The 19,919-nt window shown below is 64.6% G+C and carries 20 protein-coding genes; 10 read left to right on the top strand and 10 right to left on the bottom strand.

Going from position 1 to position 19,919, the window contains the following annotated elements; all coding sequences use genetic code 11:
• Positions 1 to 10: 10 nt before the first annotated feature.
• The 4 genes from ACR42D_RS04175 to ACR42D_RS04160 all read left to right on the top strand — a co-directional run bounded on the left by ACR42D_RS04175 (position 11) and on the right by ACR42D_RS04160 (position 4,972).
• Entirely contained in the window at positions 11 to 736 is a 726-nt protein-coding gene (locus ACR42D_RS04175; protein WP_484565609.1) for a 4Fe-4S dicluster domain-containing protein, read from the top strand.
• 290 nt (positions 737 to 1,026) lie between these two features.
• Positions 1,027 to 2,256, top strand: a complete 1,230-nt coding sequence (locus ACR42D_RS04170) for an ABC transporter substrate-binding protein (RefSeq protein WP_484565608.1) — start codon at positions 1,027 to 1,029, stop codon at positions 2,254 to 2,256.
• Positions 2,253 to 4,259, top strand: a complete 2,007-nt coding sequence (locus ACR42D_RS04165; protein WP_484565607.1) for an ATP-binding protein — start codon at positions 2,253 to 2,255, stop codon at positions 4,257 to 4,259. The genes ACR42D_RS04170 and ACR42D_RS04165 overlap by 4 nt, the downstream gene beginning before the upstream one ends.
• The gene (locus ACR42D_RS04160) at positions 4,256 to 4,972 is read left to right on the top strand and encodes a response regulator (protein WP_484565606.1); all 717 of its coding nucleotides are present in this window, start codon (positions 4,256 to 4,258) and stop codon (positions 4,970 to 4,972) included. The genes ACR42D_RS04165 and ACR42D_RS04160 overlap by 4 nt, the downstream gene beginning before the upstream one ends.
• 2 nt (positions 4,973 to 4,974) lie before the next feature.
• Here the strand turns inward: ACR42D_RS04160 and ACR42D_RS04155 are convergent, their stop codons facing one another.
• A complete protein-coding gene (locus ACR42D_RS04155; RefSeq protein ID WP_484565605.1) occupies positions 4,975 to 5,565 on the bottom strand; it encodes a peroxiredoxin in 591 nt (196 codons plus the stop codon).
• Between the two features lie 11 nt (positions 5,566 to 5,576).
• Positions 5,577 to 6,122 (bottom strand): TlpA disulfide reductase family protein, encoded by a 546-nt coding sequence (locus ACR42D_RS04150; RefSeq protein WP_484565604.1) that lies wholly within the window; start codon positions 6,120 to 6,122, stop codon positions 5,577 to 5,579.
• A gap of 172 nt (positions 6,123 to 6,294) precedes the next feature.
• On the opposite strand from ACR42D_RS04150, the gene ACR42D_RS04145 reads away from it, so the two are divergent.
• The gene (locus tag ACR42D_RS04145) at positions 6,295 to 7,005 is read left to right on the top strand and encodes an SIMPL domain-containing protein (RefSeq protein ID WP_484565603.1); all 711 of its coding nucleotides are present in this window, start codon (positions 6,295 to 6,297) and stop codon (positions 7,003 to 7,005) included.
• Positions 7,006 to 7,080: 75 nt separating this feature from the next.
• Here the strand turns inward: ACR42D_RS04145 and ACR42D_RS04140 are convergent, their stop codons facing one another.
• From ACR42D_RS04140 to ACR42D_RS04105, 8 genes are read right to left on the bottom strand one after another with little or no spacing between them, the layout of a single operon-like run.
• Positions 7,081 to 7,503: a hypothetical protein gene (locus ACR42D_RS04140; RefSeq protein WP_484565602.1), complete on the bottom strand. Its 423-nt coding sequence runs from the start codon at positions 7,501 to 7,503 to the stop codon at positions 7,081 to 7,083.
• Positions 7,504 to 7,521: 18 nt separating this feature from the next.
• Positions 7,522 to 8,370: a UbiA family prenyltransferase gene (locus tag ACR42D_RS04135; RefSeq protein WP_484565601.1), complete on the bottom strand. Its 849-nt coding sequence runs from the start codon at positions 8,368 to 8,370 to the stop codon at positions 7,522 to 7,524.
• Complete coding sequence (gene coxB, locus ACR42D_RS04130) at positions 8,367 to 9,590, bottom strand: cytochrome c oxidase subunit II (protein WP_484565600.1); 1,224 nt, start codon at positions 9,588 to 9,590, stop codon at positions 8,367 to 8,369. Before coxB ends, ACR42D_RS04135 begins: the two co-directional genes overlap by 4 nt.
• Positions 9,591 to 9,632: 42 nt before the next feature.
• Positions 9,633 to 9,926: a cytochrome C oxidase subunit IV family protein gene (locus ACR42D_RS04125; protein ID WP_484565599.1), complete on the bottom strand. Its 294-nt coding sequence runs from the start codon at positions 9,924 to 9,926 to the stop codon at positions 9,633 to 9,635.
• Between the two features lie 12 nt (positions 9,927 to 9,938).
• Entirely contained in the window at positions 9,939 to 10,535 is a 597-nt protein-coding gene (locus ACR42D_RS04120) for a cytochrome c oxidase subunit 3 family protein (RefSeq protein ID WP_484565598.1), read from the bottom strand.
• A complete protein-coding gene (gene ctaD, locus ACR42D_RS04115; RefSeq protein WP_484565597.1) occupies positions 10,522 to 12,144 on the bottom strand; it encodes a cytochrome c oxidase subunit I in 1,623 nt (540 codons plus the stop codon). Before ctaD ends, ACR42D_RS04120 begins: the two co-directional genes overlap by 14 nt.
• Positions 12,145 to 13,083: an SCO family protein gene (locus ACR42D_RS04110; protein WP_484565596.1), complete on the bottom strand. Its 939-nt coding sequence runs from the start codon at positions 13,081 to 13,083 to the stop codon at positions 12,145 to 12,147. It lies immediately after the preceding gene.
• Positions 13,084 to 13,092: 9 nt separating this feature from the next.
• Positions 13,093 to 13,398 (bottom strand): c-type cytochrome, encoded by a 306-nt coding sequence (locus ACR42D_RS04105; protein ID WP_484565595.1) that lies wholly within the window; start codon positions 13,396 to 13,398, stop codon positions 13,093 to 13,095.
• A gap of 232 nt (positions 13,399 to 13,630) precedes the next feature.
• Here ACR42D_RS04105 and ACR42D_RS04100 point away from each other — a divergent pair, with 232 nt between their 5' ends.
• The 5 genes from ACR42D_RS04100 (at position 13,631) to tmcD (ending at position 19,916) form a co-directional block, all read left to right on the top strand.
• Complete coding sequence (locus ACR42D_RS04100; RefSeq protein WP_484565594.1) at positions 13,631 to 15,676, top strand: methyl-accepting chemotaxis protein; 2,046 nt, start codon at positions 13,631 to 13,633, stop codon at positions 15,674 to 15,676.
• Positions 15,677 to 15,981: 305 nt separating this feature from the next.
• Positions 15,982 to 16,389 carry a TadE family protein gene (locus tag ACR42D_RS04095; protein WP_484565593.1) on the top strand — a complete coding sequence of 136 codons (408 nt, stop codon included), beginning with the start codon at positions 15,982 to 15,984 and terminating at the stop codon, positions 16,387 to 16,389.
• A 2-nt stretch (positions 16,390 to 16,391) separates the two neighbouring features.
• On the top strand, positions 16,392 to 16,781 hold the full coding sequence (locus ACR42D_RS04090; protein ID WP_484565592.1) for a TadE/TadG family type IV pilus assembly protein: 390 nt from the start codon (positions 16,392 to 16,394) through the stop codon (positions 16,779 to 16,781).
• A gap of 5 nt (positions 16,782 to 16,786) precedes the next feature.
• Positions 16,787 to 17,956 (top strand): pilus assembly protein TadG-related protein, encoded by a 1,170-nt coding sequence (locus ACR42D_RS04085; RefSeq protein WP_484565591.1) that lies wholly within the window; start codon positions 16,787 to 16,789, stop codon positions 17,954 to 17,956.
• A 700-nt stretch (positions 17,957 to 18,656) separates the two neighbouring features.
• Entirely contained in the window at positions 18,657 to 19,916 is a 1,260-nt protein-coding gene (tmcD, locus tag ACR42D_RS04080; protein WP_484565590.1) for an electron transfer complex subunit TmcD, read from the top strand.
• Positions 19,917 to 19,919: the final 3 nt, after the last annotated feature.

Below are 19,919 nucleotides of genomic sequence, written 5' to 3'. Positions count from 1 at the left end.
GGAATGACACATGAGTAAGACATTCTTCATCGACCTGACCAAGTGTACGGCCTGCCGTGGTTGCCAGGTTGCCTGCAAGCAATGGAAGAAACTGCCCGCCGAGAAGACCGAGAACTGGGGCTCCCACCAGAACCCCAAGGACCTGTCCGGCTCGACCCTGAAACTGGTCCGCTTCGAGGAAGTGGAGACCGACAACGGCCTGCAGTGGCTGTTCTTCCCGGAACAGTGCCGCCACTGCGTGGAACCGCCCTGCCTGGATGCCATGACCATTCCCGGTTCCATCATCCATGACCAGGAGACCGGGGCCGTGGTCTACACCGAGCTGACCGCCGACGAACCCGACAAGGACGCCTTCTCCATGGCCTGCCCCTATGACATCCCGCGCCTGGACGAGAAGTCCGGCCGGGTGGTCAAGTGCGACATGTGCGTGGACCGCGTCAAGATCGGGCTGCTGCCCGCCTGCGTCAAGACCTGCCCCACCGGAGCCATGAACTTCGGCGACCGGGACGAGATGCTGGTCCTGGCCGAGGAGCGCCTGGCGAAAGCCGCCGAGAAGTACCCCGACGCCGAGCTGGTGGACGCCGATTCGGTGCGGGTCATCTACCTGGTGCAGACCGATCCGGACAGCTACTACGAGTCCCTGTCCGCCAACGCCTCGGGCATCCAACGCGGGCCCATGTCCAGGAAGCAGTTCCTGGCCGCCCTGGGACGTCCGGTCAAACGCATGTCCTCCTAACGAACCTCACCCCCGGCGCGGGTCTCCCCCGCGCCGGGGGTCTCCATCTCGAACGCTCCATGCGCGAACACCTCCGTAAGCCGCACCGTCCGGCGGCCGACCAGGCGACCGGGGCAAGCGGAGTTTTTCTTGACCCCGGCAGGTATGTACTGCCGGGGTCTTTACCCCCGAGAGCGGGGCAAAAAACGATGTTACATTGTGGGGAAATGGTCCTTTCTTGTCTTTTGGCCGACGAGGCGGTAACGGGTAATGGCAATGTCTGGCCGCCGACCCCAACATGGAGCCGAAACGTGCGAAACGCCCCGCTGATCTGCATTCTCATCTGCCTGGTCCTGGCCCTGGCGCCGACCGGGTGCGGCCGGTCCCAGGAGACCGCGGCCGAGGACGGCGGGACGCCGGGCGTGAGCGACGACATGATAACCCTCGGCTCCTCCCTGACCCTGTCCGGCCACGCGGGCTACCTCGGCACCCAGACCCTGCGGGGCGCGCGGGCCTACATCCGCCACGTCAACGAGCAGGGCGGGGTCCACGGCCGCCGTATACGGATCGAGGCCGAGGACGACTCCTACGACCCGCCCCAGTGCCTGGCCAACACCCAGCGGTTCATCATCGACAAGAACGTCTTCGCCCTGTTCTGCTACGTGGGCACCCCGACCACCATCAAGGCCCTGCCCCTGGTGGAGGACGCGCGCATCCCGCTGATCGGCATGTTCACCGGGGCCAACGCGCTCAGGCAGCCGCCCAACCGCTACGTCATCAACATCCGCGCCTCCTACTACCAGGAGACCATGGCCGCGGTCCGGCACATGGTCGAGGATTTGGGGCTGACCAAGATCGCGGTCTTCTACCAATACGACGCCTACGGCTTCGACGGCCTCATCGGCACCGAACTGGCGCTCAAGAAATTCGACCTGGAACCCGTGGCGCGCGGCTCCTACATCCGGGGCACACTGGACGTCCAGGACGGGCTGGACCGCATCCGCAAATCCGGGGCCGAGGCCGTGGTCATGATCGGCACCTACGGGGCGTGCGCGCGGTTCATTAATCTTTCCGAAGAAGAGGGCTTCAATCCGATCTTCTACACCGTGTCCTTTGTCGGCGCCGAGGAACTGGCCTGGCGGGTGGGCAGGGCCTCCCCGGCCCACGTGTTCATGTCCCAGGTGGTTCCCCCGCCCGTGGAGTCCGACGACACGACCGACTCGGCCTCCAACTACGTCAAGCTGCTGCGGCGCTACTACCCGGACGACACCCCGAGCTTCGTCGGGCTGGAAGGGTTCCTCAACGCCGAGATCCTGGTGGAGGGGCTGCGCCGGGCGGGCCGAAACCTGACCCGCGAGGGGTTCATCAGGGCCATCGAGTCCATCAAGGACTTCAGGCTCGGGCCGAACCTGACCATCACCTACGGCCCCTATGACCGCCAGGGGCTGGACGCCATCCATTTCACCAAGCTGTACGACGGGAAGTTCATCCCCTTCACGGACTGGGCCGAGTTCAAGCGCGAGCTGAGGAGACCGCAATGACCATGGGCGAACGCATAGCCGCCCGGTTCACCCGCATCGGCCTGCGCGAGAAGCTGCTCTTCTCCATGCTGGCCGCCGTCCTGTTCATCTCCGTGGCCATCGCCCTGATCTCGCGCTGGATCCTGGTCTCGTCCCTGACCAACGAGCTGGAGATGCGCGGCTTCGCCATCGCCCACTCCGTGGCCGAGCGCGGCGGTTCCTACCTCCTGGACAACGACATCCCCAAGCTGCTGGTGCTCATCTTCGACGAGGCCCGGCTGCGGCAGCGCAAGGACCTGGTGGCCTACATCTTCATCGAGGACCAGGCGGGCAACATCCTGGCCCACACCCTGACCCACAAGCTGCCCGGCAACCTGCGCGCCAACACCCTGCCGCCGGGCCAGCCGGACTCCATTAAACTCATAGAGCTGGGCGGCCAGGAGGTCTACGACCTGGCCGCGGCCATCAACGAGGGGCTGTACCGCATCGGCACGGTCCACGTGGGGCTGAACAAGCGGCACATCGACTCCCTGGTGGGCAAGCTGCGCGTGGCCTTCCTCGGCTTCATCTCGGCCGTGGTCGTCATCACCATCATCCTGTCCTCCTGGCTGTCCAAGTACATCACCAAGCCGGTCTCGGACCTGACCCGTCTGTCCGACGAGATCAGCCGGGGCAACTTCGACATCCCGCTCAAGCTCGGCTCGGGCGAGGACTGGAACTCGGCCGAGTGCCCGGCCTTTTCCAACACGGACCTGCCCTGCTGGCACTTCGACCAGTCGCGCTCCGGCCAGACGCCCGCCGAGACCCACCGCAAGTGCGCGGACTGCGCCTTCTACCGCAAGCACCAGGGCGACGAGGTGGTCCAGCTGGGCGACTCCTTCCGCAACATGGTCTGGTCCATCAAGCTCTACCGCCGCAGATTGCGCGAGTCCGAGGAGAAGTACCGCTCCCTGTTCGACTCCGGCCCGGACCCGATCTTCGTGGTCGACTGCGCCAGCGCGACCATCCGCGACGCCAACCCACGGACCACCGAGCTCTACGGCTACCCGCGCGAACAACTCATCGGCATGCCCTTCCTGGACCTCGGCCCGGAGCACAACACGGCCTGCCTGGACTTCTTCACCGAGGGCGGCGGCGGGTGCGTCTACTATCCCAAGCGGCTGCACTACAAGAACGGCGGCGAGCCCTTCTTCGTGAACATGCACGCCTGCCCCATCTCCTACCGGGGCAAGCAGGCCATCATCATCGCGGTCACGGACATCACCGAACTGATCGAAAAGGACGCCCAGCTCATCCAGGCGGCCAAGATGAAGTCCCTGGGCGAGATGTCGGCGGGCGTGGCCCACGAGATCAACCAACCCCTCAACGCCATCAAGGTGGGCAGCGAATTCCTGTCCATGATGCGCGAGGAGGACCTGGAGATACCCAAGGAGCACTTCAGGGAGGTGGTCGACGAGATTTCGGCCCAGGTGGACCGGGCCGCCGAGATCATCGACACCCTGCGCTCCTTCGGCCGCAAGTCCGATCTCATGGAGGAGTCGGTGGACCTGAACCAGCCGGTGCGCGCGGTCCTGTCCATGGTCCGGCGGCAGTTCGAGCTGGACAACATCCGCTTCGAACTCGCCCTGGCCGACGGGCTCGCCCCGGTGCGGGCGCACTCCAACCGGCTGCAGCAGGTCATCTTCAACCTCGTGACCAACGCGCGCGACGCCATCAACGACGTGTCCAACGCCGACACCGGCGGAGACCGGCGGATCGTCATCCGCACGGGCGACCATGACGGCGGGGTGTTCCTCGAGGTGGAGGACACCGGCGGCGGCATCGACGAGAAGGACCGGCAGAAGATATTCGAACCGTTTTTCACCACCAAGGAAGCGGGCCAGGGCATGGGCCTGGGCCTGGCGATCACCTACGGCATCATCAAGGATTACGGCGGGGAAATCCGCATAGACAGCACCAAGGGGCGCGGCACGGTCTTCCGCATGGAATTTCCGGCGGCCGCGCGAGGAGAGACCAAGGCATGAGTGACAAAGTACTGGTCATAGACGACGAACGGCCCACACTGAAGATGTTCACCCTCCTGCTCTCGGCCTACGGCTACGAGGTGCTGACCGCCGAGAACGGCCTGGAGGGGGTCGAGACCTTCCGGCGCGAATCCCCGGAGCTGGTGCTGACGGACATCAAGATGCCGATCATGGACGGCATCGAGGCCCTCAAGGCCATCAAGAAGCTCAACCCGGCCACCGAGGTTATCGTCATCACCGGGCACGGCGACATGGACCTGGCCATCCAGGCCCTGAACCTCGACGCCACGGATTTCATCAACAAGCCGCTCAAGCGCGAGGCCCTGGAAAAGGCCCTGACCCGCGCCAAGGAACGCATGACCATCGCGCGCAACGCCGAGGGGCAGGTGGTCCTGGAGGAGAAGAACCGCGCCGCCGTCATCGGCGTGCGCGGCAACGTCTCGGCCATGACCATGCCCAGGCTGACCGAGGCCTTCGAAAAGGCCGTGACCATGGGCAAGGAGGCCGTGCTCGTCGAATTCGAGAAGAACGCCTCCATCAACGGCGCGGGGATCACCGGCCTGACCGAGCTGCTGCGCAATAACGCGGGCTCGGGCACGCGGGTCTACCTGGCCGGACTGTCGAGCAACTTCCGGTCCGTGTTCGAGGCCCTGGGCATCACCCGGTACGCCGAGCTGTTCGACCAGGACAACGGGACGCTGACGGACGTCTAGGCCTAAGGGGCGAGCTTTTCCAGTTCGTGGATGATGGACCCCAGGTCGGGGCGCGAGTTGATGTCGTGGACGTCGATGTAGCGGATGACGCCCTTTTTATCGATGATCACGATGGCCCGCTCGGCCGTGCCGTCCGAGCGCAGGATGCCCAGCGCCCCGGCCACCTCGCCGTGGGGCCAGAAATCGGACAGCACCGGAAAGTTCAGGCCGTGCATGGCCTTGACCCACATGGCCTGGGACGGGATATTGTCCTCGCTGATGCCGAGGATCTCGGCGTCCAGCGCGTGGAACATGTCCAGGGCCAGATTGTAGCCCGGCCACTGGTCCGAACAGACCGGGGTCCAGGCCGCCGGAACGAAGGACAGGACCACGTTCTTCTTCCCGCGATAGTCGCTCAGGGTGACCGTGCCGCCCTTGATCTCGCGCAGGGTGAAGTCCGGGGCCACGTCGCCCACCTTGACCTTGAGGGTCGAATCCGTGGGTTTGAGCTTGCCGGGGTCGAAGGTGTCCAGATGGGCGGCCAGGGCCACGGAAAACGACAACAGCCCGGCCAGCAGCCCGGCCGACAGGATAAGAAGCGGCGCGCGTCTCATGGCTTCCCCCTTTACTTCCCGATCAGTTCCAGCATGTTCTTCAAAAACGCTTCCTTGTCCTTGATCTCGCCCTCGTGGAAGACCATCACGGCCCGCTTGCGGTCGCGCAGGTCGACCAGGTAGTAGGCCGGAGTGCCCACGTTGCCCACGGCCTTGTGGGCAACGTAGTCCGGGTCTTCGAAGAGCGGAAACTGGACGTCGAACTTCTTGCGGTAGAAGGCCACCTCAAAGGGCGTGTTGCCCGCCGCGATGCCCACGAACCGGATTTTGTCCGCCTGGTCCGAGGCCAGGACGCGGGCGAACATGTCGTTCACGCCCGGCGCGTCGTGCTGGCAGATGGGGCAGTACATGCTGAAGACCTCCACGAACACGAAGTCCGCGTTGATGTCCGAAAGCCGGATGTCGCCTTCCGGGACGCCCAGGTACTGGCGCTGCTCGGGGCTGATCCCGCCCTGCAGCGCCACGTCGGGGAACAGGTCCGAGGCCATGGCGGGCGCGGCCAATGCGGCGGCCAGTGCGATCAGGCAGGCGGCCAGGGTGAGGGAATATTGTTTCATGCCGATGTCCTCGTCGGTTTGCTGTGAGTGGGCTCAAGACCCATAGTATTGCCGAAAAAACGAAAATTCGGCAACCACCGGCCTCACTCGCCCGTTTCCGCACCTTGCCTGGCCCGGGCGAACGCGGTAGGGTTTGAGACTGGACGGCATCCCCCAACCAAAAGGAAGCATCATGGAACACAGACCCCTCGTCCCCTCCCTGTTGACCGGCATCATCCTGGCCGTCGGATTCGTGGCCGGGTGCTGGGTCCTGGCCGGTGCCCTGGTCGATTTCAAGGCCATGGACCGCTACGTCTCGGTCAAGGGGCTGGCCGAGCGCGAAGTGCCCGCCGACCTGGCCATGTGGCCCATCAGCTTCAGCGTGGCCGCCGACACCCTGCCCGACCTCGACGCGGCCCTGGCCGACTCCCGCCAAAAGGTCCTGGCCTTTCTCAAGGAACAGGGGCTGGGCGACGCCGAGATCATGAACGCGGCCCCACAGGTGCAGGAGAACCAGTACAACTCCCCCAACCAGCGGCCCACGCACCGCTACACGGCCCAGGCGGTCGTCACCGTGCGCTCGAACGACATCGCCAAGGTCAAGCAGGGCATGTCCGTGGCCGGGGAACTGGTCTCGCGCGGCGTGCTCCTGGTCCAGAACTACGAGTTCCGCCCGACCTTCGCCTTCACCGGATTGAACTCCATCAAGCCGGACATGATTGCCGAGGCCACGCGCAACGCCCGCGACGCGGCCAAACAGTTCGCCGAGGACTCCGGGTCCCGCGTGGGCGGCATCCGGCGCGCCTCCCAGGGGTACTTCTCCCTTCAGGACCGCGACCAGTACACCCCGGAGATCAAGAAGGTCCGGGTGGTCACCAGCGTGGACTACTTCCTGGAAGACTAGCCCTGAGACAACGTAAGTAAAGGCCGCTCCCATTGCCGGGAGCGGCCTTTTTCATTGCGGAAATCCATTGACCGGCTAGAGCAGGAGCAGACGGACCGCCTCCACCCCGGACCAGGTCTGGTACAGGGCCAGGACCAGGGCCGCCGTGTTGGACGCGCCGTGAACCAGGGCCAACCCCGGCCGCTTGCGGCCCGGCTTCTGCAGCAGATAGCCGGTGACCAGCCCGGCCAGGATGAACGGCCACATGAGCAACCCCACGGTATAGTGCGGCCCGGTCAGCCCCAGCGCGCCCCAGGTGTGCTGGGCCATGTACAGGCCGAGCACCAGCCCGGCCAGCCAGAGCCAGGCCGCGACCTTGCCCTGTTTGACGTGCCCCTTCCAGTTGAACCCGCACTTCTGCTTGAGGTGCTGGAAACGGAACCGGTTGACGCCCATGGAAAAGACCCGGACGGCAATGAGCAGGGCCGCGAGCTGGAGGATGGGATGGAGCCAGAGCATGATCGTCCTTGAAGCAGGTTATACGGTGGCGAGCAGGAGCGGGGCGAGCCCCAGGGGCAGGGACAGGTGCATGGCCGCCAGGGCGGGTTTATGCCGGTTGGCGGCGGCCAGCCAGGCGGCGAAGCCCCCGGCCAGGAGCAGTCCGGGCAGGACGATGCAGCGCAGGGAGGCCGGTCCGGCCAGGCCCGCGAAGCAGCCCAGTCCCACAAAATAGGCGGCCACCCAGACCGCCATGAGCCGGGCGCGGAAGACCGGCGGCAGGCCGACGTCGAGCAAGGCGAACCCGGCCCGGCCATAGTCCTCGCGGTGTTTTTCGGCCAGCAGCCAGAAATGGGGCACCTGCCAGAGATAGAATATCACGGCCACCCCGAGGATGTGCGGGTCGAGCCCCCCTCCCCCGGCGGCCAGCCAGCCGGTCACGGGCGGCGCGGCCCCGGCCACGCCCCCGGCCAGCAGGGCCATGGGCGAGACTCTTTTAAGCGGGGTGTACAGCCCGTTGTACACGGCCACCACGCCGAGCCCGGCGAGCAGCGTCGGCCACCCTCCGGCCAGAAAAAACAGGGCGAGCCCGGCCAGGCCGAACAGTCCGGCCCACGAAAGCCCAAGCGCGACGGTCATCCGCCCGGAGGCCAGGGGCCGATTGCGGGTGCGCTCCATGCGCGCGTCGCGCCCGCGCTCCTGGACCTGGTTCAGGGCCGAGCACCCGGAGCAGAGCAGAAAGGCCCCTGCCGCCGCCATGAAGGCGCGGCCGGAGCCGCCGTACAGCTGGCCGTGGTAGAGCGCGCCGAACAGGCTGCCCGCGGCCACGGCCAGGCTGACCCTGGGCCGGATGAGGGAGAAAACCATGGAAATGCGGTCCGGGATCATTCGGCGTCCTTCTTGCCCAGGGACCGAATGTAGCCGATGAGCTGGTCCACCGATCCCTCGTCCAGGTCGTCGAAGGCGGGCATTTCGTCGTCGTACCCTTCGGGCACGTCGGCCGACGGGTCAAGGATCGCCTTGCGGAGGTAGTCGTCGTCCGCCTTGAGCGCATACGGTTTGCCGTCCGAGGTCTTGCCCTTGCGCTCGCTGCCGTACAGGCCGAGGAAGGTCGGGCCCACGTCGTCCGCGCCGTCCGTGGTGTGGCACCCCAGGCAGCCGAGTTCGTCGGCCAGGGCCGCGCCCTTGTCCTTGCCCTGCCCGCCCTTGAGCAGGTAGGCGGCCATGATGTCCAGCTGGGCGTCGGAAAGTTCGTCGCCGTAGGGCGGCATCATATCGTCCCATCCCTTGACCAGGACCGCGCCCGGATCGCGCACGGACTGGCGGATGTATGGTCCGTCTGGCCGGATCTTCTTTTCCGTGCCGTCGGGCATGACCACGGTCTCCTCGCGGTTGCCCAGATCGAGCAGGCTCGGGGCCGCGTCCTCGGACAGGTCCATGGAGTGGCATTCGAAGCAGCCGAACTCCTCGAGCAGGGCCATGCCCAGCTCCTCTTCGGCGGGCTCCTCCTTGCCGTTCAGCCAGGCGTCGAAGTCCTCCTTTTCCACCACCCGCAGGAGGGTGATCATGTCCGCGTGCTTGAGACCGCAGTACTCGGCGCAGAAGATGTCGAAATCGCCCACGGTATCGGACTGCAGCCAGGCCTGGGTGTCCATGCCGGGCACCAGGTCCCACTTCACGCGCATGGCCGGGACATAGAAGGAATGAATCACGTCGCGGGTGGTCAGGGCCAGCTTGACCGGGGTGTCCACCGGGATGACCAGTTCCTTGGAGGTCTTGCCGTTGTCGTAGGTGAACCGCCAGGACCACATGCGCCCCTCCACGCCCACGACCATGGCCCCTTCGGGGATGGTGCGCATGGCCTTGAACGAGGTCCAGCCGGTCCAGAACAGGCCGAGCACGATGAGCGTGGGCAGCACGGTCCAGACGACCTCCAGACCGACCGAACCCTTGATGTCGGTGGCCTGCGGATTGCGCGTGTAGTGGTAGCGCCACAGGAAGTAGAGCATGGTCACGGTCACGGCCACCAGGATGAACACGGCGAATCCGAGGATGATCAGAAAGGCCTGGTCCACTCCCTGGGCGGCGGTGAAAATCTGCGGATACATCGTTCCCTGTCCCTGTATGCGTTCCTCCGGCAGTGGGCCGGGTTATCTGTTTGCGGTGTCGAAGAAGGTGAATCCGATGAAGATGGCCAGGATGACGAAGGCCACCAGGACCATGGTCTTGAGCGTCCGGTTCTCATACTTGAGGTGCATGAAGAAGAAGACCACCAGGGACGCCTTGATGGAGGCGATGGCCATGGCCACGACCACGTTGAGGAAGCCGAGGTGGATGGTCGAGACCTCCACGGTCACGGCCGTCAAGGCCATGAGCCCTGCCCATACGGCGATGAACAGGCCGTAGCCCGGTCCGTGGTGTTTCGTCTGTTCGTGCTCGTTCATGGCTGCGCCCGCCTAGGTGATGAGGTAATAGAGCGGAAAGAGGTATATCCAGATCAGGTCCACCAGGTGCCAGTACAGTCCGGCGTTCTCCAGGGCCACGAAATGGTCCGGGGTGCACGTCCCGGCCGAGATGCGGGTCCAGACCCACAGGAACACGCCCATGCCGATGATCACGTGCAGCCCGTGCAGCCCGGTCATGGTGTAGTACAGCGAAAAGAAGGCCTGCTTGCCCGGCTCCCATTGGACCAGGGTCTCGCTGCCGGGGTACAGCCCCGCGTGGATCTTGTGGGACCACTCGAAATACTTGATGACCAGAAAACAGCAGGCCAGGGCCAGGGTCAGGAGGATGAATCCCTTGGCCGCCCTGAGATTGCCCCGCTGCAGCCCGACCACGGACAGGGCCGCGAACAGGCTCGAGGTGATCAGGACCACGGTGTTGGTGGTCCCCATGGTCACGTCCAGGAGCTTGCTCGCCTCGTGGAACTCCGTGGGATAGCGGCCAAGGGTCACCGAGTAGAGCACGAACAGGCCGCCGAAGAGCAGGATCTCCGTGAACAGGAAGATCCACATGCCCATCTTGGCGCCCTGGTAGTCCCTATGCTCCATCATCGTCCCTCACTTTGCTGAAGTCGTAGGGCCCGTGGGTGACCACCGGCTCGGTGTCGAAATTGTGCGTGGGCGGCGGGGACGGCAGGGTCCACTCCAGGGTGGCCGCCTTCCACGGGTTGCGGCCCGCGGGCTCGCCCCGGTAGCGCGAACGGATCAGGTTCCAGAACATCAGCCCCAGACCGGCAAAGGTGATCCAGGAGCCGTAGGTGGACAACTGGTGCAGCGAGGTGAACTGCGGCAGGTAGTCGTAGTAGCGCCGGGGCATGCCCTCCAGCCCGAGCAGGTACATGGGAAAATACAGCCCGTTCAGGCCGACCACCAGGATGAGGGCCGCGACGATGGCCTGTTTGCGGTTGTACATCCGCCCGTACATCTTGGGAAACCAGTAGTGGATGGCCGCGAACATGCCGAACCCCGTGCCGCCGAAGATGACATAGTGGAAATGGCCGACCACGAAGTAGGTGTCGTGGACGTGCATGTCCGTACCGGCCGAGCCCAGTACCAGGCCGGTGATGCCGCCCATGGCGAACAGGAAGATGAAGCCGAGCGCGTAGATCAGCGGCGGCTCCAACCGGATGGACCCCTTGTACATGGTCGACAGCCAGTTGAAAACCTTGACCGCCGAGGGCACGGCCACGATGAAGGTCAGCAGCGAGAAGACCATGACCGCCGTGTCGGACATGCCGGACACGAACATGTGGTGCGCCCAGACCAGGGAGCCCGCGAACGCGATGGCCAGGCTCGAACCCACGATGGTCTTGTAGCCGAAGATGGACTTGCGGCAGAAGACCGGGATGATGTCCGAGATGACCCCCATGGCGGGCAGGATCATGATGTACACCGCCGGGTGGGAGTAGATCCAGAACAGGTGCTGGTAGAGGATCGGGTCGCCGCCCCGGGCCGGGTCGAAGATGCCCAGGCCGAGCAGCCGCTCGACGATGATCAGGAGCACGGTGATGGACAGGATGGGCGTGGCCAGGACCTGGATCCAGGCCGTGGCGTACAGGGCCCAGGCGAACAGGGTCAGCCGGGTCCAGGTCAGCCCCGGCGCGCGCAGCCGGTGGATGGTGACGATGAAATTCAACCCCGTGAGGATGGACGAGAAGCCGAGGATGAACACCCCGGCCACGGCCACGGACACGTTGGTGGTGGTCACGGCCGAGAACGGCACGTAGAAGGTCCAGCCCGTGTCGGGCGCGCCCCCGCCGGTGAACAGCGAGATCAGCGCCGTGGCCCCGCCGATGGCGTAGAGCCAGAACGAGAACGTGTTCAGCCTCGGGAAGGCCACGTCCTCGGCCCCCAGTTGCAGGGGCAGGAAGAGGTTGCCGAAGGCCGCCGGGATGGACGGTATGACCACGATGAAGATCATGATCACCCCGTGCAGGGTGAAGATGGCGTTGTAGGCCTGCTGCCCGATGAAATCCTTGCCCGGCCAGAAGAGCTCCAGCCGGATGACCAGCCCGAGCAGCACGCCGACCGCGAAGAAGGCCGTGATGCACCACAGGTAGAGCATGCCGATGCGCTTGTGGTCCAGGGTGAACAACCACTCGCGCACCCAGGACTTGCCGCCCGGCGCCATGAAGCCGGGACTCACCGCGTCCGTCGCCATCTAACGCCTCTTCTTTTTCTTGCCGCCGAGCAGCAGCCAGGCCAGGAAGACCGCCACGAACCCGACGATGGTGAACCCGGAAACGCGCAGGATGTCGAAGACGTAGCGCCGCCCCTGGGGATCATAGTTGTAGCAGAACGAGAGCAGCCGCTTCACGGACAGGCCGGTCTGGCCCCGGGCCGCCTCGGTGCCCGCCATGGTGATGTCGAACGGCAGGAAGCTGGTCCCGTACAGGTAGCGGACCACCTTGCCGCCAGGGGCCACCGCGATGGCCGCCACCGGATGGGCCCACAGCCCGCCCTGCTTCTTGACCGTGTAGCCGACGGCCTTGAGCGTGGCGTCGATGGACGCCTCGTCGCCGGTCAGAAAGGTCCAGTACTGGGCCGGGAAGGCGTCGCCCGCGATGGCCGTGTAGTTGCGCTTGGCCCGGGCCGCGTCCTTTGCGGTCTCGCGCGGGTCGAAGCTCAGGGAAACCACCTTGAGCTCCTTGCCGGGCTGAAGCTTCACCTCGGGCAGGATGGAGGCCACCGAGCCCTGGAGCAGGCTGCACACGTCCGGGCAGCGGAAATAGATGGGCAGCAACAGGATCGGCGCGTCGGACAGCTCGAGCAGGGTCACCCGGTTGCCCTCGGAGTCGGAGAACGGCACGTCCGGGAGCTGCGCCCCGAGGTGCTCCTCGATGCCCACCGGGAGGTCGGCCTCTTCGGCCTCCTCCATCATCCTGGCGTGATCGTGGACCGCGTCCATGGGCTGGTCGCCCATGTCGTGGCCTGTCGAGTCATGTTCGCCCATGGCCGGAGCGCCGCCGTCATGGCCGCTCTGTTCCGGGGCCGACTGCGCCGGCGCGGCGCCCATGTCCATGCCGTCGGTCCCGCCGGTCGCCCAACAGGGGGCGGCCAGCAGGACGACGAGCACGAGCGTCCCGATAAGGTAACGCATACGTCTGCCCTAGAGGGAACCGATGTAGGCGCCCAGGGCCTTGATCTCTTCCGGAGCCAGCTTGCCGGCCACGCGCTCCATGGTCCGCTTCTTGGCCCCGCCGTAGGTGCCGTCCTTGTAGCCCGTGAGCTTCATTTCGATTTCCTGGGCGGTCTGGCCCTTCAGGACCACGTTGCCGCCCGCTTTGGAAGACTCGCTGCCGTCGCGGTGGCAGGCCGCGCAATGCTTCTTGTAGAATTCCCCGCCGTCCACGGCGAAAGCGGCGGTCACGCCGAAACAACACACGATGGTCAACACAGCCAGCAATTTTTTCATGTCGTCCTCAAAGATAGAGCTAATGGTTTGATCTTAATTCCTATTCGCCACAATAACCACTTTTCATTTTTTTTCAAACCACCGTCGCACAAAAATAACGGCCGGTTTGGCACGCTTTTGACGAGAATCAGCCGCCTTCTCGATATTCTAATAGCTTATTTTACTTCAGACGTAGTATAGCATGACCAAATCGGGTCTCCGAGGCCCGGCAAAGTAGATTTGGAGGGACTCTATGGGCATTAAATGGAAATTGCTGTTGATTACTGGGCTGCCGGTTTCCGCCATTCTGATCATCTTCGCGGTGGGGATAACCAGTTTCAACATACTCAACTCGAACATGGTGGCCGTCAACGGACTGCACATGGACCGGGCCACCATGATCGACGCCGACCGTGACGCCTACCAGGCCCAGGTGGCGATCATGAAGGCCGAAACCGCCCCCTCGGGGGAAGCCCTGAATGCCAACAAGGCTGCCTGCGCGGAAAACATGCAGCAGACATGGGACAGAATCACCGGACCGGCCAAGGGGTTCACCCCGAACATGGACGGTGACTTCAATCAGTTCAAAACCGACTTCAAGTCCTGGGAAAAGGCCAATAACACCATTTTGGCACTGACCGACGAGACCCTGACCGCCAACCTGGCCCGCGCCGAGGCGGAAAAGGCGGCCCTGGGCTCCTTCGACGCCATGCGCGAGGTCGTCAACGAACTCGGCGAAATCGCGGACAACCGGCTGAAGAATCCCCTGCTGGGCGAGGCGGAGCGCATACGCACCGAACAGGCCCTCTCCCTGATCCTCAACGCCGACCGCGACGCCTACCAGGCCTACGTGGCCCAGCTGTTGATCATCCGCACTCTCGACCCCGCGGTGATCAAGGACGAGGCCGAATCCTTCGCCGAGAACCTGGGCCAGACCCGCGACCGCGTGACCAAGGGGGTGCAACTCCTCGGCGCCGAAGGACAGCGGCTAGAAAAGACCTTCCTGACCCAGCTTGACACCTGGGCCGCGCACAGCCGGAAGGTGGTCGACCTGTCCACGGCCAACGCGGACAAGAATCTCAGGCGGATCACCCTGCTGAGTGAGAGCGAAAAGACCTTCGAGGCCATGCGCGACTCCATCGACCGCCTCGGCCAGGCCCAGGTGGAACGGGTCGACGCCGAACTGGCCGCCCTCGGCGCGGTGGTCGACCGGACCATCTGGACCTACGTGATCATCTCGCTGTTGTTCACCCTGGCCTCGGTGGTGATCACCCTGATATTCTCCTCCAGAATGGCCAGCATCATGAAGCGGGCCGCGGGCGTGGCCGAAGCCCTGTCCGGCGGCGACTTCACCGTGCGCCTGGAAGTGGACCGCAAGGACGAGATCGGCCAGTTGGCCCTGGCCATCGGCACCATGATCGACAAGCTCAGGAAGATCGTCTTGGAGGTCCAGGACTCGGCTTCCAACGTGGCCTCCATCTCCGAAGAGCTGGCCGGTTCCTCCCAGACCATGAGCCAGGGGGCCACCGAACAGGCCGCCGCCGTGGAAGAGGTCTCCGCCTCCATGGAACAGATGTCCTCCAGCATCAGCCAGAACTCCGAGAGCTCCAGCAAGACCGGCGAGATCGCCGTGCGCACCGCCGACGAGGCCCGCAAGGGCGGCGAGGCCGTGCGCCAGACCGTGGAAGCCATGACCCAGATCGCGGAAAAGATCTCCATCATCGAGGAGATCGCCAGGCAGACCAACCTGCTCGCGCTGAACGCGGCCATCGAGGCCGCCCGCGCCGGCGAGCAGGGCAAGGGATTCGCCGTGGTCGCGGCCGAGGTGCGCAAGCTGGCCGAGCGCAGCGGCACCGCCGCCGCCGAGATCGGCGAGTTGTCCGCCTCCAGCGTGGAGGTGGCCGCCCGGGCCGGGAAGATGCTCGACTCCATCGTCCCGAGCATCGAAGAGACCGCCGAACTGATCCAGGAAATCTCCGCGGCCAGCAACGAGCAGAACGCGGGCGCCGCCGAGATCAACGGGGCCCTGCAGCAGCTGGACTCCGTGGTCCAGACCAACGCCAGCTCCTCGGAGGAGATCGCCTCCACAGCCGAGGAGTTGTCCTCCCACGCCGTGCAGCTCGAAGCGACCATGGCCTTCTTCAACCTCGGCTACGGTTCCAGCGGAGCCCTGCCCGCGGCTCAAGGCAAGCCCAAGCCCGCCATGCTCCCCCAGGGCGGCAAGCACGCGGCCCCGAAGCCTATCGCGGGCATGGACCTCGAGCTGGACGAAGGGGACGACGCCTTCGAGCGGTTCTAACGCCCATAGCATAGTCCCTTACAAGGGCGGTCCCGATTCCGAGGCCGCCCTTTTTCGCGCCCGTATCGATAGAGGGGCAGCAAGCCCGTCCAGCTGAAAAAACGATTCTCTCTATCCATGAAAAATGGAAAAATCGGCCATCCGTACTCCATCAATCGTGGACCGGGTCGATTGCCTACGACGACACTCCGGTTTTGGTCACATTTTTTTCATCAATTAAAACATGTGACTATGAACTTTATTTTCTCAACTTCAATGGCATGTCCCTTGCTTCGTATAATGCACATTCCTGATTGGAGGATGCAATGAAGAGACGTAGCGACACGAACGGGAAGAAGCGACTCGGCATGGCCGCCGTGGAGATGGCCATGCTGTTGCCGATCTTCCTGATGCTCCTGATGGGCGTGATGGATATGGCCCGGCTGTTCTGGACCCAGGGAGTGGTCCGGGACGCCGCCTTCGAAGGGGCGCGCATGGCCGTGCTCAACGAGACCACCCTCGACCAGATCAAGGCCGTGGTTCAGAAGGAGCTGACCGCCGGAGGCGTGAGCCAGCAGTCCTCGGTGGAGGTCGGGCCGCGCGAGCCGTCCGAGCCCGTGGACGTGACCGTGTCCGTGCCCTTCGAGTTTCTGGTCATCGACAACCTGATCCCGTCCATGGCCGACAGGTGCAGCCAGGTGGCGGCCACGGCCGTCATGACACACGAGAGGTAGCCATGCGCAAGAACACCGACAGCAAGCACGGCAGCGCGGTCATCGAATTCGCCCTGCTCATGTCCCTGCTCCTGGTCCCGTTGCTGGCCGGAATCTGGGACGCGGCCAAGATGATAGATATGAACCAGATTTTGACCCGGGCCGCCCGCGAGGGCGTGATCCTGGCCTCGCGCGGGGACGACCCGGCCGAGACGGTGCTGGCCTACGTGGCCGCCGAGGGGCTGTCCACGGACAACCTGACCGTGTCCGTGGAGCTGGGCCCGGACGACCGCGAACTCGGCCAGGAGGTCGCGGTCTCCCTGAATTACAACTTCGCGGACAGCACCGTGTACCCCTGGGAGAATCTCATGCCCGGCGGGATGACCACGGTGGCCCGCGCCAAGATGGAGTAACGGCCATGCGCAACTTTCTCCGCAGACTGAACGAAGAACGAGGCTTCGCCACCGTGATGGTCAGCATGTGCATGGCCGCGCTCATGGGGTTGACCGCCCTGGCCGTGGACCTCGGCCGGGCCTACCTCAAGCGCAGCGCCCTGCAGACGGCGGCCGACGCCGGGGCCCTGGCAGGGGCCAACTCCCTGCTGGCCGAAGGCCGGGACATCGAGAAGCTCCGCCTCATCGTAACCAACTACGCCGTCCGTAACCTGACCGAGGCGGACGCCCCGGCCAAGGCCCTGACCGACGCGGACATCGTCTTTCTGCGCGACGGCGTGCCCGATGAGCAGGAGCCCAACCAGGTGGAGGTGACCATCACCCTGTCCGGCCAGCGCGACAACGCCTTTCCCCTGTACTTCGGCAAGGCCGTGGGCAAGCCCGCCATGGACATCGTCGTGACCTCGCGCGCCGGGCTGGCGGGCATGTGCTCGAGCAAGTGCGCCAAGCCCTTCGTGGTGCCCACCAAGTACGAGTGGGACGACGAGGCCGCGCCCGGAACCAAGTACTACCAGAACGGGACCCTGGACGTGGAGAGCCCGCAGGAAATGGGCACCGTCAACGTGCTCGGCTACACCCAGGACGACGTGGGCACCCAGATCATCATCAAGCCCGGCGACCCGAGCCTGACCATCGTGCCCGGCCAGTACAACCTGGTGGACCTGCCGCCCGTGAACAAGGGCGACCCCATCACCGGCGCGGCCATGGTCAAGGAGAACATCGAGGGCTGCACCGGCTCCAACAGCTACGCCACCGTGGCCCCGGGCGACGAGCTGCTGCTCGAGCCCGGCAACTCCGCCGGGCCGGTCAAGGCCGGGACCTCCATCCTCATCGGGCTGGACCCCTACGCCGCCTGGGACGAATCCACCAACGCCATCGAGGGCAGCTCCTTCAGCGATCCCCTGGACAGCCCGCGCGTGGTCATCATCTCCTTCTACGACCCCCGCAACCCTCCCAGCGGCGGGCGCAACACCCTGACCGTGTACGAGATGGGCGCCTTCTTCATCGAGTCCGTGGACAGCTCGGGCAACGTCCAGGCGCGGTTCATCAACACCGTGGCCGTGGACCCCGATACCGACGGCTCGGACTGCCTCCTGCGCATCAGCCGGTTGATGCTCGATTCGAGCAGGCAATAGCCGCCCTCCCCCCCCCGTTTCACCCCATAAAAGGACGCCGGCCGACATGGCCGGCGTCCTTGTCTCAAGTCGGACAATACCTCCTCTTTCAGGAGGAAAATATCCGTTAACCCCGCCGTTGAGCCAAATCCGGGGTTATTTTGGCTATTTTACTGCAAAATAACGAACCCGTCCGGTCTGAAATACCCATTTAACTCTGAAAAGAATGGACTATTTTCTTGCCATGTGCTTATACATAGCTCTGTCTCAGGCCAAGAGGTTGCGGTTAGCAGGGAACATACTGAAATGTATGGATATTCCCTGTAAAACTATGCCTTGAGCCTGGGATTTCAGCTGGTATCAGCAACGGAATCGAGGGTGCACTTCGGGAAGGGATGCACTTCCAGGTTCGGACGGTGCAGACCGCCGGACCGCCTCGGATCCCTGGGAGTCGAAAGTCAGTGGCGGCGATCCCGGATAGATCGCTCATGGAGGGGGGTCGCCACCTGTCACGGGTCATCCCTTGGGTTCAGTCACACCCCGCCGGGCTGCGCACAGTAGGCCCGGCGGATGGCTGTAATCCGGTGACCCGACCGGGATGGCCCGCAGCGACCGCCGCCCGACGATCACGACCCCGCGTTGAATGAACGGTCTCGCCTCCAGGGCGGGATGATTATTTGCCGCTCCCCCGCGGAGCGGTGTCACAACACAAGGGGGTGCTATGGGAAAAATCTCCTCATGGGATTGGGAACCCGGCCAGAAAACGGTCGTTAAATCCCTCTCCCTCCTCGAAGGACACGAATGGCAGGAAGAGCCGTACGTCTCGCCCGACGGCGAGACTTTCGTCGCGATCGTCAAGGTCGGCGACGGCGAATTCTCCGTTCGCACCAACGACTCGGTCTGGGAAGCCACGTTCGAAAAGATCTGGTATCCGAAATTCTCCCCTGACGGCCGCCTGACCGCCATCTGCCAGCAGGACATGGAATGGGTCCTGGTCGTGGACGGCGAAGCCATGGGCGAGACCACCGACTACATCTGGGACACCATGTTCAGCGAGGACGGCTCGGTCATCGCCACCATGTGCAAGTCCATGGAGCGGTACGGTATCTGTCTCAACGGCGAGCCTTGGGAAACCCTGTATGAAAACGCCAACATGCCCGCTCTGTCCAAGGACGGTGCGCACTCCGCCGCCGTGATCCAGGCCGAAAGCCTGGCCGCCGCCGACCTCGAAGGGTTCAAGCGCGGCGTGTACACCGTGGCCGTGGACGGCGAGCCCTGGAAGGGCCGCTACGTGAACATCTGGAACCCGGTGTTCAACAATGCCGGCGATTCCCTGGCAGCCACCTGCCGGACCACGGTGTACGACCACACCGTGGTGGTCGACGACAAGCCCTGGGCCAAGTCCTACAACCAGGTCTGGGAGCCGGTCTTCTGTCCCAAGGACGGCGGCGTGGCCGCCCCGGTCCGCGTGGCCGGCAAATGGGGCGTGGACAAGGACGGCCAGACCCTGTGGGAACCCCGCTACGTCCAGTGCCTCTACCTCCAGTACGACGCTTCCGGCGAGAAGCTGTGGGGCGTGGTGGCCACCAGCTACGGCCAGTTCACCGCCTGCGTGAACAACGCCGCCTGGAACGAGACCTGGCCCACCGTGTCCGACCTGGTGGTCAGCCCCGACGGACAGCGCGCCGCCGTCCTGGCCTCCAACTGCAACGAGGACTTCCGCATCGTGGTGGACGGCACTCCCTGGTCCGGCACCTACGACATGGCCTGGCCCGCGGTCTTCTCCCCGGATTCCAAGACCGTCGCCGCCAAGGTGGAAAAGAACGGCAGATTCCGGATTCTGGTCAACGGCAAGTCCTATGAACGGGACTTCGACGCCGTGTGGCCGCCGATATTCAGCGAGGACGGCACCAAGGTGCTCATCCGCGCCATCGAGAACAACAGCTACATCCGCATCGTCGCGGAAGTATGCGACTTCTAAGGG

Source organism: Pseudodesulfovibrio sp. lm2024 (genome assembly GCF_051175575.1).
Lineage (GTDB): Bacteria > Desulfobacterota > Desulfovibrionia > Desulfovibrionales > Desulfovibrionaceae > Pseudodesulfovibrio > Pseudodesulfovibrio caledoniensis.
This window is presented reverse-complemented; position numbering and strand designations above follow the sequence as displayed.

Bases quoted from the DNA above. Each gene is read 5' to 3' on its own strand.
- ACR42D_RS04175 (WP_484565609.1), top strand. From the start codon at position 11: ATGAGTAAGACATTCTTCATCGACCTGACCAAGTGTACGGCCTGCCGT.
- ACR42D_RS04165 (WP_484565607.1), top strand. From the start codon at position 2,253: ATGACCATGGGCGAACGCATAGCCGCCCGGTTCACCCGCATCGGCCTG.
- ACR42D_RS04160 (WP_484565606.1), top strand. From the start codon at position 4,256: ATGAGTGACAAAGTACTGGTCATAGACGACGAACGGCCCACACTGAAG.
- ACR42D_RS04155 (WP_484565605.1), bottom strand. From the start codon at position 5,565: ATGAGACGCGCGCCGCTTCTTATCCTGTCGGCCGGGCTGCTGGCCGGG.
- ACR42D_RS04150 (WP_484565604.1), bottom strand. From the start codon at position 6,122: ATGAAACAATATTCCCTCACCCTGGCCGCCTGCCTGATCGCACTGGCC.
- ACR42D_RS04145 (WP_484565603.1), top strand. From the start codon at position 6,295: ATGGAACACAGACCCCTCGTCCCCTCCCTGTTGACCGGCATCATCCTG.
- ACR42D_RS04140 (WP_484565602.1), bottom strand. From the start codon at position 7,503: ATGCTCTGGCTCCATCCCATCCTCCAGCTCGCGGCCCTGCTCATTGCC.
- ACR42D_RS04135 (WP_484565601.1), bottom strand. From the start codon at position 8,370: ATGATCCCGGACCGCATTTCCATGGTTTTCTCCCTCATCCGGCCCAGG.
- coxB (WP_484565600.1), bottom strand. From the start codon at position 9,590: ATGTATCCGCAGATTTTCACCGCCGCCCAGGGAGTGGACCAGGCCTTT.
- ACR42D_RS04125 (WP_484565599.1), bottom strand. From the start codon at position 9,926: ATGAACGAGCACGAACAGACGAAACACCACGGACCGGGCTACGGCCTG.
- ACR42D_RS04120 (WP_484565598.1), bottom strand. From the start codon at position 10,535: ATGATGGAGCATAGGGACTACCAGGGCGCCAAGATGGGCATGTGGATC.
- ctaD (WP_484565597.1), bottom strand. From the start codon at position 12,144: ATGGCGACGGACGCGGTGAGTCCCGGCTTCATGGCGCCGGGCGGCAAG.
- ACR42D_RS04110 (WP_484565596.1), bottom strand. From the start codon at position 13,083: ATGCGTTACCTTATCGGGACGCTCGTGCTCGTCGTCCTGCTGGCCGCC.
- ACR42D_RS04105 (WP_484565595.1), bottom strand. From the start codon at position 13,398: ATGAAAAAATTGCTGGCTGTGTTGACCATCGTGTGTTGTTTCGGCGTG.
- ACR42D_RS04100 (WP_484565594.1), top strand. From the start codon at position 13,631: ATGGGCATTAAATGGAAATTGCTGTTGATTACTGGGCTGCCGGTTTCC.
- ACR42D_RS04095 (WP_484565593.1), top strand. From the start codon at position 15,982: ATGAAGAGACGTAGCGACACGAACGGGAAGAAGCGACTCGGCATGGCC.
- ACR42D_RS04090 (WP_484565592.1), top strand. From the start codon at position 16,392: ATGCGCAAGAACACCGACAGCAAGCACGGCAGCGCGGTCATCGAATTC.
- ACR42D_RS04085 (WP_484565591.1), top strand. From the start codon at position 16,787: ATGCGCAACTTTCTCCGCAGACTGAACGAAGAACGAGGCTTCGCCACC.
- tmcD (WP_484565590.1), top strand. From the start codon at position 18,657: ATGGGAAAAATCTCCTCATGGGATTGGGAACCCGGCCAGAAAACGGTC.